This is a genomic window from Clostridium sp. YIM B02500 (assembly GCF_022324665.1).
GTDB classification, from domain to species: domain Bacteria; phylum Bacillota; class Clostridia; order Clostridiales; family Clostridiaceae; genus Clostridium; species Clostridium beijerinckii.
The window spans coordinates 131,407-148,367 of record NZ_JAKGTE010000005.1 but is presented as its reverse complement, the minus strand read 5'-3'; the positions used below and the strand labels follow the sequence as shown (position 1 = coordinate 148,367).

The window sequence follows — 16,961 nt, the reverse complement described above, 5'->3', positions numbered from 1 at the left end:
ATAAGTTGCACCCAAAGTGCTTGCTTCAAAGGCTACGCTTTGAACTAGCACATTTGGAACAACTTATATTCTAAGAATTACTTCCAGCAAAATCTTCTTATGAACACTCCTCAAAAACATATATTTCATTTCTTTGTTTATCTTAAATTTAAAGTAAAGCATATTTAGGCAAGTATTTTTATATTTCTGTTGTTACAATACCTTTATTTTAACTATATTGTAACTTTTTATAAAATATATATTCTCTTTTTCTATATTAAGTGTTACTAAAAGAACTAAAGTGATAATAAAACAAAGAAAGAGAATACATATATGCGGAACAGGCATTGAAAAATAAGCTGCTGCATATATTAACGGGAAGTTGTTCCAAGTCTGCTTGTCATGGGCTTGTCGCAGGAGCATGCAGACTTGGGTGCAACTTCGCGTTTAGATATGCTAAGCGAAATTTTTCACAGTCCTGAGAAACATATATGTATTCTCTTTCGGCTGTTCATTGCTTCACGTTGAGTTGTTCTTAATACTTTTATTTTGCACCATATTGTTTGTAATATTCGTCAATTCTACCTTTAACTTCGTCTGTTATAAGTATAGTTCCGTTAATCTCTTTATTGTATAAATATTCTATAACTTCCGCCATTGTAACTATGGCACAAGTTTTAAATCCGAATTTTTCTCTGATTTCAGTTAAGGCTGATTGTTCACCTTGCCCTCTTTCCATTCTATCTACCGATATTATAAGACCTTTAACATTAACATCTGCTTGGCTTTTTAAGATAGGCATAGTTTCGTAAATTGATGTTCCTGCTGTTGTAACATCTTCAACTATTAGTACTTTATCTCCATCATTTAGTTTACTTCCTAAAAGAATTCCTGTATCTCCATGATCTTTTACTTCTTTTCTATTTGAACAATATCTTACATCAATATCAAATGAGCTAGACAAAGCAATAGATGTTGTAACGCTTAGAGGAATTCCTTTGTATGCAGGCCCAAATAATACATCATAATCATCTGCAAAGTTTTCTTTTATTGCCTCTGCATAAAATTCTCCAAGTCTTCTTAACTGGCTTCCTGTTTGATAGTTACCTGTATTAACAAAGAACGGAGTCTTTCTTCCACTCTTAGTAACAAAATCTCCAAATGTAAGTACTCCACATTCTATCATAAAATTGATAAATTCTTTCTTATATGCCTTCATTTAAAATTCCTCCAATATCTACTTTGTAATTATTAATATTCACTTATCAGTTGCTTATTTTCATTATTAGGAATTAGGATTTATGATCAATTTATATTATTCCTATAATCTCGTTAATATCCTTAATTCCTTGTTCCTTCAAGAAACTTTCCATTTCTTCAACTATTTCTTTCCCAGCCATAGGATTTACAAAATTAATCGTTCCTATCTGTACTGCGCTAGCTCCTGCCATCATAAATTCTACGGCATCTTTACCACTTGATATTCCTCCAAGTCCTATTACTGGAATATCTACAGCCTTAGCCACTTCATAAACCATTCTAAGAGCAATTGGTTTTACAGCCGGCCCTGAAAGACCTGCAGTTATATTATTAAATACCGGCTTTCTTTTATATACATCTATAGCCATCCCTTTTAAGGTATTTATTAATGATATAGAGTCCGCTCCTGCTTCCTGGCACTTTACAGCCATATCTACTATATCTTCTGCATTAGGAGATAATTTAACCATCAACGGCTTCTTAGTCATGGCTTTAATTTCTCTAACCACATCATATGCTACTTTTGACTTAATCCCAAAAGCCATACCACCATGTTTTACATTTGGGCAGGAAATATTAAGTTCAATCATGTCAACATCACTGCTATCAATTTTTCTTACAGCAGCTTCATAGTCTTCCAAGCATCCTCCCCCAATATTTGCTATAACATTAGTTCCGTACTTCCTCATTTTCGGAAGCTCATTTTCTATAAATGCATCTATTCCTGGATTTTGTAATCCTACTGAATTCATCATTCCTGATGGTGTTTCATATACTCTTATCCCTTCATTTCCTTGCTTTGGGTTTATTGTAAGCCCTTTTGAAGATATTCCACCAAGAATTCCAACATCATAAAAATTATTAAATTCTTCACCAAAACCAAAGGTTCCCGATGCTGCTATTACAGGATTTTTAAATTCTACATTATTAATAGTTACTTTCATCATATTCTTCTTCTCCTTTGGTTATTATAGTTCAACATAGTATCCATCAAATATTGGACCATCTTTACACGTTCTCTTATGTCCATCTTTTGTTCTACAAGTACATACTAAACATGCACCCACTCCACATGCCATATGCTTTTCCATAGATACATAAACAGCCACATTCTTTTCTTTGCACATATCTATAACTTTTTTCATCATAATCTCTGGTCCGCAGCATAACACGGTATCGTAGTCTTCTGGTTTTAAAATTTCGGTAATAAATCCTTTATGCCCATTTTTTCCAGTGTTTGTAGATATATAAACTTCATTTACGTATTCCTTTAACTCATCTATTAAGTAAACATCATCTCTGAATCCTGCATAAAGATCTATCTTTTGATCTGGATTTTTCTTTCTTAATTTCTTTGCTAGTTCAAGCATTGGTGCTGTTCCAATTCCCCCTGAAACCAGTGCTACCTTGTTATATTCTTTCTCTAAATCAAACCCATTTCCAAGAGGCCCTGTTAAGCTTATTTCATCATCTTCTTTAAGCTTAGTAAACTCTTTAGTTCCATTTCCTACTACAGCATATAAAAATGTTAGTTTATTCTCAGATTTTTCACATATACTTATTGGTCTTGGCAGAAATGTTGCACCATTTAGCTTTAACATATAAAATTGTCCTGCCTTTATTTCTGCATCATCTTCTACTACTAATTTATATATATCTTTCGAGATTTCTTTATTTGAAACTACCTTTGCATTTCTGTAAGTTATAGCCATAACCCTGCCTCCTTAAGTTATCTTTAATGTAAAATTTATACGTTCTTCACTGCTTCCCTTATTGCATCCCTCATCTTTATAGCCTCTTCTCTAGCGCATAAAGCAAACTCTTTTTCTCTATTTTCTTTTTTGTAAGCAAGTAGTATTCCCCTTGAAGAATTTACAACCCCACCATTTCCATTGTTTAAATATAGTGCAACATCTTCAGCTTTCCCGCCTTGTGCACCATATCCAGGTATTAAGAAAAACATATTGCTATAATTTGATCTTATTTTCTTTCCTTCTTCAACGTGCGTACATCCTATAACACCGCCAATTGCTGTATATCCACAACTTCCAGTATAATTTTTTCCCATTTCAGTAATTTTATCTGCTACAACTTCGTAAACTTTCTTATCTCCAGTAGTATCTAGATACTCAATATCTTCTGCACCTGGATTTGAAGTTCTAACTAAGCTAAACACACCTTTACTTCCCTTTTCTAAATAAGGTAGATATGGTTCAATACTATCCATTCCCATATATGGACTAAGTGTTATAAAATCAGCTTCAAAATCCCCATCAAAATGAGCCTTTGCATACATTGTTGCTGTAGCTGCTATATCCCCTCTTTTAATATCAGCTATTATAATTTCGCCTTTATCTCTTAGGTAGTCTAGCGTTTTCTTATAGGCAATTAATCCTTCAAGTCCTAACGCTTCATAGTAAGCAATCTGCACCTTAAAGCATGCTGATACATCCCACGTCGCATCTATTATTTGTTTATTGAATTCAAAGATAGCTTCACTGTCAGTTCTACCCTCTTTTATATGATCTGGAATATAGCTTAATGCAGTATCCAACCCTACACAAACCACTCCTCTTTCTTCAACTCTATTGTATAATTTATCAATTATGTAATTTGTCATTTCAAATCTTCCTCCAACCCTATTCAGTCCACAGTCAGAATTCACAATTAATTCCTTTAGGAACTCATATCTTATAATTTTCTTAATTATGTTCTCCATTTTCTACTTATGATATTATTTAAGCCACTCTTATTTTACACGTGTCCGCTTCCTAATTTATAATAATAGTTGCGCCTAAAAATTCTCTATCTAGCTGTACGCTTTTTTTGATATGAAATGTTCTTAATTCACCCAAAAATTCTTTATTACGATTCTCTCATATTTCATATGTTTGTGCTTTTTTCTAATGTGGACTGTTCTTAATTGTGCTTCGTGCTTTTTCTAATGTGAAATGTTCCCTATTGCGCTTCGCGCACATTTCATATGTGTATACTTAATTTCTCCACCCTTTATTGTCATAAGAATTTCACCGTAGAATTCCATACATGTAAATGGCGTATTCCGTCCCTTTGATGCAAATTCTTCTGGATTCACTTTTAGGCATTTATTAATATCAACTAAAACTAAATCCCCTTCGACTCCGATGCTAATTTTTCCTTTATTCATTCCTAGGAGCTTTGCAGGATTATATGACATAAGCTCACTTAATTTATTTAGTGAAACATTGTTCTCTTTCACTAATTTCGTATAACATATTGAAAATGCGGTCTCTATTCCAACCATTCCAGGCGAACCTTTCATCTTCTCATCCGCTGTATGTGGAGCATGATCCGTTCCTATTGTATCAACCATACCTAATTTTATGGCATTTATTATTGCCTCTACATCCTCTTTTTCTCTAATTGGAGGATTTACTCTGTAATCATTTATATCTCTTGTTAAACCAATATGGTGAGGAGTAACTTCTAGTGTTATATTTGCGCCACTCACTTTTCCATCAATTATACATTTTATAGCTTCCTTTGTGCTGACATGGCACATGTGTAATCTAGCTTTACTTAGTTTAGCTAATTCTACATCTCTTATTGTCATCATATTCTCAGCTATCCTCATATCAACTTTGGAGAATTCAGGACTTTCAGCATGAGACATTATAACCCAGTTATTCTTCTTCGCAATTTCCATCGCTTCAAGCATTGTATTGGAGTTCGATATCCCAACTCCATCATCTGAAATTGCTTTAATTTCCTTATCACCTGAAAGCTCTTCTAAATGAGTTAATGTCACTCCGTCAAAATCCTTTGTTACTGATAAACATTGATGAATATCTATTAAATTAATTTCTTTAGATTTATTTCTTACGTATTCTAGAACCTTTTTTGATGAACATATAGGATTTGTATTTGCCATAAGGCAAACTCCTGTGTATCCACCTTTTAGTGCTGCCCTAGATCCTGTCTCAATATCTTCCTTCCATGTAAGACCTGGATCTCTAAAATGTGCATGTGTATCTATAAATGATGGCATTAAAATCTTTCCTTCACACTCAATGGTTTCTACATCTTTCTTAAAGATCTTTTGCCCTATTTCTTCAATTATTCCGTCCTTAATATAGATGTCGCCTATAAAATCTTGGGTTACATCTACTATCCTCGCGTTTTTAATTAACAGTTCCATATAACACCTCTTAATTATTCTAAATTTCTGAAAGCTTTGTTATCTCATCGCAATATTCACATCTATATCTTCCATTCTCTTTATCTACTAAAATAAAAGAATGAGGTACATATTCTTCCTGACTAGTTATGCAACTTGGATTTTTACACTTAATTATATTTTCCACCTTATTAGGTAGCGTTGGCTTAACTTTATTTATTATTATTTCATCTTTTACTTCACAAATTGTTATTGTAGGTGAAAGTAGACCTAAAACAGTATAGTCAAGTTCAAAGCAGTTTTCTATCTTAATTATATCTTTCTTTCCAAGCTTCTTACTATCTGCGTTAATTATCAAAGCAACACTACAATCATTAGTGTCTAGTTTTAAGTACTTAAATATCTTAACTCCAACTCCAGCTTGGATATGATCAATTACTATTCCATTCCTAATACTTGTTATTTCAAGCATCTTACATCACCCCCAAAAGCTTAATCATTAACGCCATTCTTACATACATACCGTATTCAGCTTGCTTAAAGTATGAAGCTCTTCTATCTTCATCTACCTCATAAGCAATTTCATTTACTCTTGGCAGCGGGTGCATTACTATCATATCGTCTTTAGCTAGATCCATTTTCGCTCTATCTAATATATAACTATCTCTTAGTCTTAAATACTCTTCTTCATTAAAGAATCTTTCTTTTTGAACTCTTGTCATGTATAGAATATCTAACTTATCAATTACATCTTCTAATTTTTCTACTTCTATATATTCAATATTATTCTTCTCTAATATTTCTTCTCTTATATATTGTGGTATTGCTAATTCTTTTGGTGATATTAACACAAATTTATTGTTATTGTATCTAGACATTGCTTTTATAAGAGAATGTACTGTCCTTCCAAATTTTAAATCACCACAAATTCCGATCCTGTGGTTATTTAAACCGCTTTTCAAACTTGTAATCGTAAGTAAATCTGCTAAAGTTTGAGTTGGATGTTGATGTCCACCATCACCAGCATTAATTATTGGAACGTTAGAATAGATACTTGCAACTTTTGCTGCACCTTCTTTTGGATGTCTCATTGTTATTATATCTGAATATATTGATACCATTTTAATTGTATCAGCTAAAGTTTCTCCTTTAGAAATTGATGTTGAATTCGGCTCTGAAAATCCAAGAATTTTACCACCAAGTCTCATCATTGCAGCTTCAAAGCTCAATCTTGTTCTCGTACTTGGTTCATAAAATAATGTAGCTAAAATTTTCCCGTCACAAATATGAGAAAATTCCTTTGGATGTGCGATTATTTGATGTGCTAAATTGAATATTTCATCTAATTCCTCTACCGTAAAATCCATAGGCTCTATTAGATGTTTAATATCTTTTATCATTTTATTATCACTCCTTCTTAACCTCTCTGTGTTAATTTAAAGGGAAAAATTATATAATACTATATAATAAAAAACCTTCCTTAATATAAAGGAAGGCATAATAATCCTAGATTATTGGTATTATATAACTTCCTTATTGATTTCTCTGAATCAAATTAAAGGTTATTCTTTGTGTAAGAATACCATTTCTTTTAGGCTGTGTCAATAAAAATTATTTTATACAAATTTCAGCTAAATTTAGTTTAAATTTTAATTAGGTTATAAAAATAACTCCTAGTTTTCTAGGAGTTATTAATTATGTCTCTAAAAGTTGTTCATTATGTTATCCCACATCATTTTTCCACATTTAGCAAGGGTAACTGTTCCGTAAACACTATTAGGAATTCCCATTGAAAGAACAGTAAATGTAAAAGATCCTTTTGGTGAATGAATCAGAGCTGTATCGTTTTCAACGCTAGCCTTATCGCCTGTCTTGCTTGATATTTCATATTTTAAATCATCAGGTATATAAAGTGCTAATTTGTTTTTCATTTGTTGTCTTTGTAATATATCCATAAGCATTTTGCTATTTTTCTCATCTAAAAAGCTTGAATTATATAAGTGTTTCCATATCTTTGATAGATCTAAAGCACTTGTTATATTTTCAATTCCATTACTTACAGCTCTTTCATCTGAAGTTTTTCTATTTAATTTAGTATTTTTCAATCCTTGTGCTTCTATATCGTCATTTATCTTATCTATACCAACTATATCTATGAGCTTATTTGCTGCCGTATTATCACTTTGTATAAGCATTGCAACTAACAATTCAAATATAGTATATTCTCTATTATCAAATTCATGGAGTATTCCTGTTCCATAAACTTTATCTTCTTCTTCAATTTTTATTTTATCTAAAAATGTACTGTTCCCTTCTTGAACATGCTTTATTATAGATACTGCTATCGGCAATTTCATACACCCTGCACTTGTCATTTGAACATTTTCATTGTATCCATAACTAAAACCACTTTCTAAATCCTCAAAGAAAAATGAATATGTTCCTATTCTAGACTCTAAATATCTTTTTATTTCTTTCATAATACCCACCGCTTTCTAAAAATACTACTAAATGTCATTAGGTATCTTATGAGTACTAAATCACTAGTATAATTTGGTACTCATATTAAGTTAACTAATCGGCAAATGATATCCCTATTCTCTTAGCTACAGCTACTAACTCTCCATCTTGATCTACTTTCTTGTTATTACCAATGACATTTTCTAAACTATCATAAGTAATTTCATTACCTTTTAAGCATACCATGCTTCCGAACTTACCTTTATTGATAAGCTCTATTGCTTCAACACCATATCTTGTTGATAATATTCTATCATATGTTGATGTAGTTCCACCTCTTTGAATATGACCAAGAACTGTACATCTAACTTCTCTATCCTTAACTAACTTTTCCAAATCTTCAGCTATCTTATTTCCAATACCACCAAGTCTAATTGGATCTGGACTATCTTCAACTATCTTAGATACTATAACATTGCCGTTCTTAGGTTTTGCACCTTCTGCTACAACAATTATAGTGAATAACTTTCCATGTTTTTTTCTATCTTCAATTTTTTCTACAACTTTATTTATATCATATGGAATTTCAGGTAGTAGTATAACATCTGCTGAACCAGCTATTCCTGATTCCAATGCTATAAAACCTGCATTCCTTCCCATAACTTCTAGAATCATAATTCTATGATGAGATTCTGCAGTTGTATGCAGTCTATCTAATGCTTCCGTTGCTATACCTATAGCTGTATTAAAGCCAAACGTTACATCAGTTGACCCTAAATCATTATCTATAGTCTTTGGAACGCCAATAACATTTACTCCTTTTCTTGAAAAATCTCTAGCTGATGTTAATGTTCCATCTCCACCAATTACAACTAAAACGTCTACACCCTCTTTTTTTAAATTCTCAACTGCTACATCTGATACATCTTTTTTTACTATTTGACCATTTTCTTCTACTGAGTAATCAAACAAATTATCTTTATTTGAACTATAAAGAATTGTTCCTCCTCTTGATATAAGGCCTGATACAGCTCCTAAATCTAATGAAATAAAATCATTGTTATATAATCCTCTGTAACCGAATTTATATCCAATAACTTCATATCCATAATTTAAAATTGCTGATTTCGTTACTGCACTTATTACTGCATTTAAGCCTGGGCAATCTCCTCCTCCAGTTAATAGAGCTATCTTTTTAATATCTTTGGACATCTTCTAATCCCCCTATACCATAATCTTCATTGGAAATTATTGTTCCGATTAAATTATCATTATTTTCTGACTATTTACTTAATAATATCACAAACTTTAATTTATGAAAAGTATTAATTTACAATATATTCATTCTTTAAATAAGAATTGAAATTTTTAATTTTAATATTTAGTCGTTTCTCTTATATCTTCATTATTATTCCTAGGAATTTTAATCCAAACTTATTATAAAGAAAGACTATTTTGAATTTTAACTACATTAATTACTATACCCAAACTTACATTAAGTATTATATTTTATAAATTAATATTTAGAAGTGTTATTTCTATTTTTATTAATAAATTCCGCAAATTATTAACCATTATATTACAATTAACTTCTTATAATAATTAATCTTAAGTGTTATTGTTATCTACGTTTCTTTTTAACATATATACTTAATTGCGTTTCTACATTATTAGTCCTAATTAAACTCTTAACGTATTTAAATGATAAATATAAATTTACTATTTAAATACACTTATTTGTTTTATAATTTAAATTTAACTCTTTTTTATAAAAAAAGTTGAATTAGCATAAAGCTAATCCAACTCTTTATTTTTATAATGTAAAATTTAAAAAACCAAAGAACATAAGTATTCCAAATACTATACCTGCACCTATTCTATAAACTGCAAATACACGCATTGGTCTTTTCTTCAAATAAGAAACAAATTTATCCATAACAACGACTGACACTACAAATGCCACAATAAAGCCTACTACTAATGATATCCATGAAGTCAAATTCATTCCTGAATAATCAAATTCCATAAGGTCTTTTGCAGATGCTCCTATCATGGCTGGAATAGCTAAAAAGAATGAAAATTCAGCAGCTATTGGTGTTGAAAGACCTGCAATCCATCCTCCCATAATAGTCGATGCACTCCTTGACATTCCTGGCCATACTGAAAGTACTTGGAATACGCCTACCTTTAGAGCTTGCATTGGAGTTATACTATCTAGACTCTTTGTTGCATGTTTGCTACTTTTTCTAAACATGTTTTCAATTATTATTAATAGAATACCTCCAACTATAAATCCTATAACAACAGCTTCAGCATTAAATAAACTTTTTATCTTTTTATAAAATAATAATCCTATTATCAGCATTGGTATGCATCCTACTATTACATTTATACCAAAGTTAAAACCTGTTTTACCTTCTTTTCCTTTTGTAAATATATATCTGAAAAATTCAATTACGCTGTCTTTTATCTTCTTCCAATATAAAACAACAACTGCCAATATTGCACCTAATTGAATTACAACCTCATACATTTTAACAAAGTCACCCTTAAAATTAATGATGCTTGACGCCAGTATCATATGTCCAGTTGATGACACCGGAATAAATTCTGTTAATCCTTCAACTATTGCTATTATTATAGCTTTGATTATAAATAAAATATCCAATCCCACTTAATTTTCACTCTCTTTCTTTTTTGTTTACTTATTTACTTTTTTAACCATATTAATATATTTTAAACCTATTAGGTCTTATTTCATATTAAAAAATTATTAATTTTTTAATAAATTCACTATATTTCTCTTTACTCTCACCAAAATTCACTTTGCTCTCTATTTCTAAGATAAATAATACTTTGTCCAATTTTAATGCTTATAAGATTCTAAACACAATTTATTATTTCAATATATAAATTATAATGACTATTCCTTAATCAAATTCTTATTTTACAAGTTAATCAAACAATTAAGGAGCAACTTAATAGTTCCCCCTTAATCTTTATTATTATTTCTCTATTACACTCATTATGCTTTTTTCTTCATTTTCTATGTTTGGTACATAGCTCTTTAATACTGTAAAATTACCAACTAATTCGTAATCTCCAAGAGTTGCTGGAATGAAGATACTATCTCCCATAAGCATTTTTTCTTCTCCACCACTATATTTAATTACACCATTACCTTCAACACATGTAAATAAATAAAATCTTCCCTCATCACTCGTTTCTTTTACAGATGTAGTAATTTTATATTTTTGTATTGTAAAATATTCATCTAAACAAAGATATGATTTATCATATCCATCTCTTTCAATTAGAATTCCTTTTGAATTCTCCCCTTTAAGAGAAAAATCTATTACATCTAATGCCTTTTCTACATGAATTTCACGACCTCTATTATAATCGTAAACTCTATATGTGGTGTCACTATTTTGTTGAATTTCAGCAATTAATACCCCTTCACATATAGCATGAACTAATCCACTTTGCACAAAGAAAAAGTCGCCCTTTTTAACTGGAATCTTATTTAAGTACTTATCTAATTCCCCTTCTTCTATTGCTTTTTTAAATTTTTCCTTATCGCAATCTTTTGTTCCCACTATTAATGAAGCATTTTCTTCTGCATCCACTACATACCAAGCTTCTGTTTTTCCAGAATCTTTTTCAACCTTATTTGCATACTCATCATCAGGATGGACTTGGACCGAAAGTTTATCTTCTGCTGTTATTAGTTTAATTAAAAGTGGAAATTCTTTAGTACTTATTTCAGTACCTAAAAGTTTTTCTCCATATAGATTTATTATTTCATCAAATGTTTTACCTTTTAATTCTCCATTTTCTACTTTACCAGTCCCATTTTTATGACAAGCTATATCCCAACTTTCTCCTATTACACCTTCTGGAACATTATTTCTAAATTTCTCTAGGTGCTTTCCACCCCATATTCTCTCGTAATATAGGTTTTCAAACTTAATTGGATACATACTACTCTCCCCCTATCAAATGACTATTTTATACTTGTTTACAAGTTTATATTATATAAATAATTATCTTAATAAAATAATTTTAAATCTGGTATTTTTAATGTTGCCCCGTTTCTTTTATTATATGCATCAGATAAATTCCTTACTCTATTATAATTTTCGCTTATTGTATCTTTATCCTCTTCGCTTGTTTTATCATTTATGCCATCATATGCTGCCTTAAAATTAACTAGCCCTCTGCTTAAATCTCCTTCTATAGCTACATAATAACATCCAGCATTATTTAGCGTTAGTATATCATTTTTATCAATAGCATATGCCGCTCTTATTTCCTTAAGAGCATCCTCACCTTTTTCTTTATTTAAATACACAGTTCCTAGCGCCCTATGATATTTAATTTCTTTCGAATTTATTGCTATACTTTTTTTCAATAAATCTATAGCTTCGTCTTGTCTTTGATTTGCTACTTTAATTAATGCCATATTATAATATACTTCTGCATCATTAGGATTCATTTTAGATGCTAAGGTATAATAATATAATGCTCTAGAACTATCCTTAACTGTATTTCCATAATACTCTGCTAATTTAATTAATATATTATAATTAAAAGGTTCCTTATATAAAGCAGTTCTAAAATACGGCTCTGCATTTTCACTCTTATCTTGTTTTTCCATTATCTCCGGCATCAAGAATCCATAGTTATCTGCATAGTCTTTGTTTAGAGATATACTCTTTTCACAATTCTTAAGTGCATCATCATAATTTTCATCACTATAATCTTCCAATGACATTGCGTGATATCCTATAAATGAGTTTGGATCGTTCTTTATAATCTCATTTAAAACATCTCTAGCTTTTTCTGATTCACCTAAATTCTGATATGTATTAGATTTAATAAGTGCTAAATTTATACTTCCAACATCCTTATCTTCTAATTCACTAATTAAATTATTAGCCTTTTCAGCAGAATCTTTATCTTTAGAGTAAATCTCTGCCTGCCACATCTTATATGCAAGTTCACCTGAATCTTTTTTCTCAAGTGCTGTAATCTTATTTAAAATGTCATTCTTATTATATTCTGCAATTTGCGTTATTACATCAAAAACTTTAACTTCATTTTTATCTTTATGCCATGCATCTTTTAATAATAAAAGCCCTTCATCTAAATTATTCATCATCATATTCATTCTAGCTAAATCTGCCAGATCAGATGCATTTTCATCATCTCTTGGATAATTATCAATTATTTCTTTCATTTTATCTTTCTTGTCATTTGCCATATAAATAGTAAACATTGTTTTTAACAAACTCTTATCTGTTGGATAATCCATCAAAAACAATTCACCATATTGCAAAGCCTTATCATAATCTCCGTTCATAAAAGACGTAAACACTATATAATTTGTAAGTTCTCTATCTTTAGACTCAAAATTATCTATATTTTTTTGCTTCTTACCATCAACTATCTTGTTTCTAGCTAAATAAACTTTTGTAAGAAGTTCATTCGAATCTGCGAAATCTCCTTTTACAGAATAAATTTCTGCAATTTTTAAATTCCATATTGGCCATTCATCTTTTTCTTGTTCTTGATACTTATTATATTCTTCAATTGCAGCATCATACTTATCATTATAAAAATCCTCTTCAGCACTATTAGCTGCAATAGTAAGCTTATCTTTTGATGACTCAATTCTAGATTTAGAGATTACATTAGTTATCATAACCGCGCTCAGGCAAATTACTACAATTACAGGTGGAGTAAAATATCTGTCTTTCTTGAAGTCGCTTATGTATTTAAAATACTTACTTTTTTTCAAATCATTTATGTACGTAAAATATTTGCTATTTTTAAAATCGCTTATATACTCTATAACTGATTTCTTCACGAATAAATCACACCTTACTTTTATAATCAATTCATACTTGTCCTCTATTTTAACAAACTTTGATATAAAAATCTACTTTTTGACTAACATTCATTAAATTGTAACTATATATTCATAAATATATTAAAACTTTTACATTTTAAATCAGTAAATTTCTAGATTAAAATTCTCAATATAAATAGAATTAAATTTTCTGCCTTTAAATATTCCCATATCCTTATTTTGAATATTAAACAATTTTAATTCAAATTCTATCTAGTTTAAGTCCTTCGTGCCTTATAAATCCTTCTTATAAAAAATCAAATTAGCGGTATTTAAATGCACTCATACTACTTAAAGCACTGAAACAAGTGTATTTGCAGCCCAAATCTTTTTATACTTTCCTTATTGCTAAAAAGAGCAAGATCTTAATCCTGCTCTTTTTTAGCACTGCAAACATTATTTTTTAGATAATTATACATTAAATCTAAAATTAACAACATCTCCATCTTGCATTATATAATCTTTTCCTTCTAGTCTAAACTTACCTTTTTCCTTAGCTGCAGCTTCTGAACCACATTCAACTAAATCATTATAAGAAACTACTTCTGCTCTTATGAATCCTCTTTCGATATCAGAGTGAATCTTACCTGCCGCTGCTGGTGCCTTAGTTCCTCTTTTAATTGTCCAAGCTCTTACTTCTTGTACTCCGGCTGTTAAGAAACTCATAAGGCCAAGTAATTTGTAGCTAGCTTCAATTAATTTATCTAATCCTGATTCATCTAAACCATATTCACCTAGCATTTCAGCTTTTTCTTCATCATCAAGACCTGATAACTCTTCTTCAATTTTAGCACTTACAACCATAACTTCTGAATTTTCACTAACCGCATATTCTTTAACTTTTGTAACATAGTCATTATCAAAATTACCTTCCATAACATCATCCTCAGAGATGTTACAAGCATATAAAACTGGCTTTGAAGTAATTAAGAATAAGCTCTTTATAAAAGCTTCTTCTTCATCAGTAACTTCTAAAGTTCTAACTGGTTTGTTTGCCTCTAAATGTTCTTTAATTCTTTCCATTACTCCATATTCAAATTTAGCGGTCTTATCACCAGATCTTGCAAGCTTTATAGATTTTTCCATTCTTCTCTCTAAAACTTCTAAGTCTGAAAATATTAATTCTAAATTTATAGTTTCTATATCTCTTATAGGATCTACAGAACCTTCAACGTGAACAACATTTCCATCATCAAAACATCTTACAACATGAACGATTGCTGCAACTTCTCTGATATGAGATAAAAACTTATTTCCTAAACCTTCACCCTTTGAAGCTCCTTTAACTAATCCTGCTATATCATAAAATTCTATTGCTGTATATACCTTTTTCTTTGTATTATACATTTTTTCTAAAACGTCTAATCTTTTATCTGGAACACTTACGACACCAACATTTGGCTCAATTGTACAGAATGGATAATTAGCTGATTCAGCTCCAGCTTTTGTTATCGCATTAAACAACGTACTTTTACCTACGTTCGGTAAACCTACCATACCTAATTTCATCTATGTACATTCCTTTCTTATATCGAACTTTTACTTAAAGATATTCAAAATATACCTTAACTTTTAATATACCTTTAAAAATTATACTCTAGAACCTTTTTTATTTCAACTTTATATTATCACAAAAGGCGTATTCAGACATCTGTAATAATCAATTACTATAGAAAAATTATATACAAAGATACCGCACCATATTAATGCAAAAAAACTAATTAGATCTATATTATAAATATTTAATTCCCCATAAACTTACGTTTAAATAATTATATGATTTACCTAATAAGCGACATATGTGCAAGTATTCCTTTTGGACTAAAATTATATATAATTTACCACGGTTATTCCTACCCAATATTCAAATACTATACTTGGTTAAGCATTTATTCAATGTCTTCAATTGAATTTTATCTGATGTCTAGCCACTGTAATATCACCACTTCTTTAAGTGGAAGGTAGCAATAGCACGACTCTAGATAAAGTTCAACTAAGATTCACTTTATATTTTTCTTGAATAAATCTGAATTAAATATGTAAATTTTTAAGATTGAAGGTGAGAAAATGAATAAGTCTATAAAATCTTTAATTGCTCTTTCTTTAGTAATGAATCTAATTACTCTTGTTCCTCCAAAACCTGCACTTGCTGCAAGTGATAATGAGACCGATTCAAATGAATGTTTTCAAGAAGATAGTGTGTTTGGAGATATTTTAGATGTTGATAACATAAGAGATATTTTTTCTTCTTTTAGTGATGAAGATGAACTTAACTGGTATTACGTTGGTAAAGGAAAAGATCAAGTTGCAGAAGGTCCGAAGGAATCTGTCAGCTTCTTAAAAGAAAATTCTGCTTATTACCTAGGTGATACCTCAAAAAAAGTTCTATATCTTACTTTTGATGAAGGATATGAAAATGGTAATACCGGAAAGATTTTAGATATATTAAAAGAATGCCAAGTGCCTGCAGCCTTTTTTGTTGTCAAACCATACATAGACACTCAACCAGAACTAATAAAACGTATGGTTGATGAAGGACATGTAGTTGGTAATCACACAGTTCATCATCCTTCTATAGCTCAAATACGTGATAAAGAAAAATTTGAAGCAGAATTTACTGGAGTAGAGAATGCTTTTAAAGAACTTACTGGTCAGGATATGCCTAAGTTTTTTAGACCACCTATGGGTAAGTATTCAAAAAAATCATTAGCAATGACAAAGGATTTAGGATATAAAACTATATTCTGGAGTTTCGCTTATAAAGATTGGTTAGTAAATAACCAGCCTTCAGAAAGTTATGCTGTAGAGAAGATATGCAAGGGCGCCCATCCAGGTTCCATAATGCTTCTGCATGCTGTCTCAAACACAAATACAAAGGTATTATCATCAGTTATTAAAACACTTCAAAAGGAAGGTTATGAATTCAAATCACTTAATGATTTACCTACGGAATAGTAAATCCAGCCATAAGGTATAGTAACAATTCCAGTACTATATACAATGGTTAAATTCACTTAAATGCTTTCACAACAAGAATAACTATAGATATTCAATTATAAAAGTTATATCATTTTAGTTTGTTTTAAATTTATCTTAATTACATACTAAAATGTTTTAACTTTTATTTTTTAATCTATAGTCATTTACTTATTATTACTGGTTAGAGAACTTTTCAAAAGTATCTCCTAAAAC

General features: G+C 30.2%; 14 protein-coding genes. 1 reads left to right on the top strand and 13 read right to left on the bottom strand.

The window, feature by feature from the left end:
* Positions 1-523: 523 nt before the first annotated feature.
* The 13 genes from pyrE to ychF all read right to left on the bottom strand — a co-directional run bounded on the left by pyrE (position 524) and on the right by ychF (position 15,278).
* Positions 524-1,198 carry an orotate phosphoribosyltransferase gene (gene pyrE, locus L1S46_RS05945; RefSeq protein ID WP_011968349.1) on the bottom strand — a complete coding sequence of 225 codons (675 nt, stop codon included), beginning with the start codon at positions 1,196-1,198 and terminating at the stop codon, positions 524-526.
* A gap of 91 nt (positions 1,199-1,289) precedes the next feature.
* Positions 1,290-2,186 carry a dihydroorotate dehydrogenase gene (locus L1S46_RS05940; protein ID WP_077856690.1) on the bottom strand — a complete coding sequence of 299 codons (897 nt, stop codon included), beginning with the start codon at positions 2,184-2,186 and terminating at the stop codon, positions 1,290-1,292.
* A 21-nt stretch (positions 2,187-2,207) separates the two neighbouring features.
* Complete coding sequence (locus L1S46_RS05935) at positions 2,208-2,951, bottom strand: dihydroorotate dehydrogenase electron transfer subunit (protein ID WP_077856689.1); 744 nt, start codon at positions 2,949-2,951, stop codon at positions 2,208-2,210.
* A 35-nt stretch (positions 2,952-2,986) separates the two neighbouring features.
* Entirely contained in the window at positions 2,987-3,859 is an 873-nt protein-coding gene (gene pyrF / locus L1S46_RS05930; RefSeq protein WP_168981675.1) for an orotidine-5'-phosphate decarboxylase, read from the bottom strand.
* A 321-nt stretch (positions 3,860-4,180) separates the two neighbouring features.
* A complete protein-coding gene (locus L1S46_RS05925) occupies positions 4,181-5,416 on the bottom strand; it encodes a dihydroorotase (RefSeq protein ID WP_238899506.1) in 1,236 nt (411 codons plus the stop codon).
* A 19-nt stretch (positions 5,417-5,435) separates the two neighbouring features.
* Complete coding sequence (locus tag L1S46_RS05920) at positions 5,436-5,867, bottom strand: aspartate carbamoyltransferase regulatory subunit (protein ID WP_238899505.1); 432 nt, start codon at positions 5,865-5,867, stop codon at positions 5,436-5,438.
* A gap of 1 nt (position 5,868) precedes the next feature.
* Positions 5,869-6,795 (bottom strand): aspartate carbamoyltransferase, encoded by a 927-nt coding sequence (pyrB, locus tag L1S46_RS05915; RefSeq protein WP_238860655.1) that lies wholly within the window; start codon positions 6,793-6,795, stop codon positions 5,869-5,871.
* A 303-nt stretch (positions 6,796-7,098) separates the two neighbouring features.
* Complete coding sequence (locus L1S46_RS05910) at positions 7,099-7,875, bottom strand: serine hydrolase (RefSeq protein ID WP_011968342.1); 777 nt, start codon at positions 7,873-7,875, stop codon at positions 7,099-7,101.
* A gap of 94 nt (positions 7,876-7,969) precedes the next feature.
* Positions 7,970-9,067, bottom strand: coding sequence for a 6-phosphofructokinase (locus tag L1S46_RS05905; RefSeq protein WP_171780121.1), 1,098 nt, complete (start codon positions 9,065-9,067; stop codon positions 7,970-7,972).
* A 601-nt stretch (positions 9,068-9,668) separates the two neighbouring features.
* Positions 9,669-10,529, bottom strand: coding sequence for an undecaprenyl-diphosphate phosphatase (locus tag L1S46_RS05900; protein ID WP_077855656.1), 861 nt, complete (start codon positions 10,527-10,529; stop codon positions 9,669-9,671).
* Between the two features lie 331 nt (positions 10,530-10,860).
* The gene (locus tag L1S46_RS05895; protein ID WP_011968339.1) at positions 10,861-11,838 is read right to left on the bottom strand and encodes a type I phosphomannose isomerase catalytic subunit; all 978 of its coding nucleotides are present in this window, start codon (positions 11,836-11,838) and stop codon (positions 10,861-10,863) included.
* A 68-nt stretch (positions 11,839-11,906) separates the two neighbouring features.
* Entirely contained in the window at positions 11,907-13,727 is a 1,821-nt protein-coding gene (locus L1S46_RS05890; protein WP_238899504.1) for a hypothetical protein, read from the bottom strand.
* A gap of 453 nt (positions 13,728-14,180) precedes the next feature.
* Positions 14,181-15,278, bottom strand: coding sequence for a redox-regulated ATPase YchF (gene ychF, locus L1S46_RS05885; RefSeq protein ID WP_077830867.1), 1,098 nt, complete (start codon positions 15,276-15,278; stop codon positions 14,181-14,183).
* A gap of 558 nt (positions 15,279-15,836) precedes the next feature.
* On the opposite strand from ychF, the gene pdaA reads away from it, so the two are divergent.
* The gene (pdaA, locus tag L1S46_RS05880) at positions 15,837-16,724 is read left to right on the top strand and encodes a delta-lactam-biosynthetic de-N-acetylase (RefSeq protein WP_238899503.1); all 888 of its coding nucleotides are present in this window, start codon (positions 15,837-15,839) and stop codon (positions 16,722-16,724) included.
* Positions 16,725-16,961: the final 237 nt, after the last annotated feature.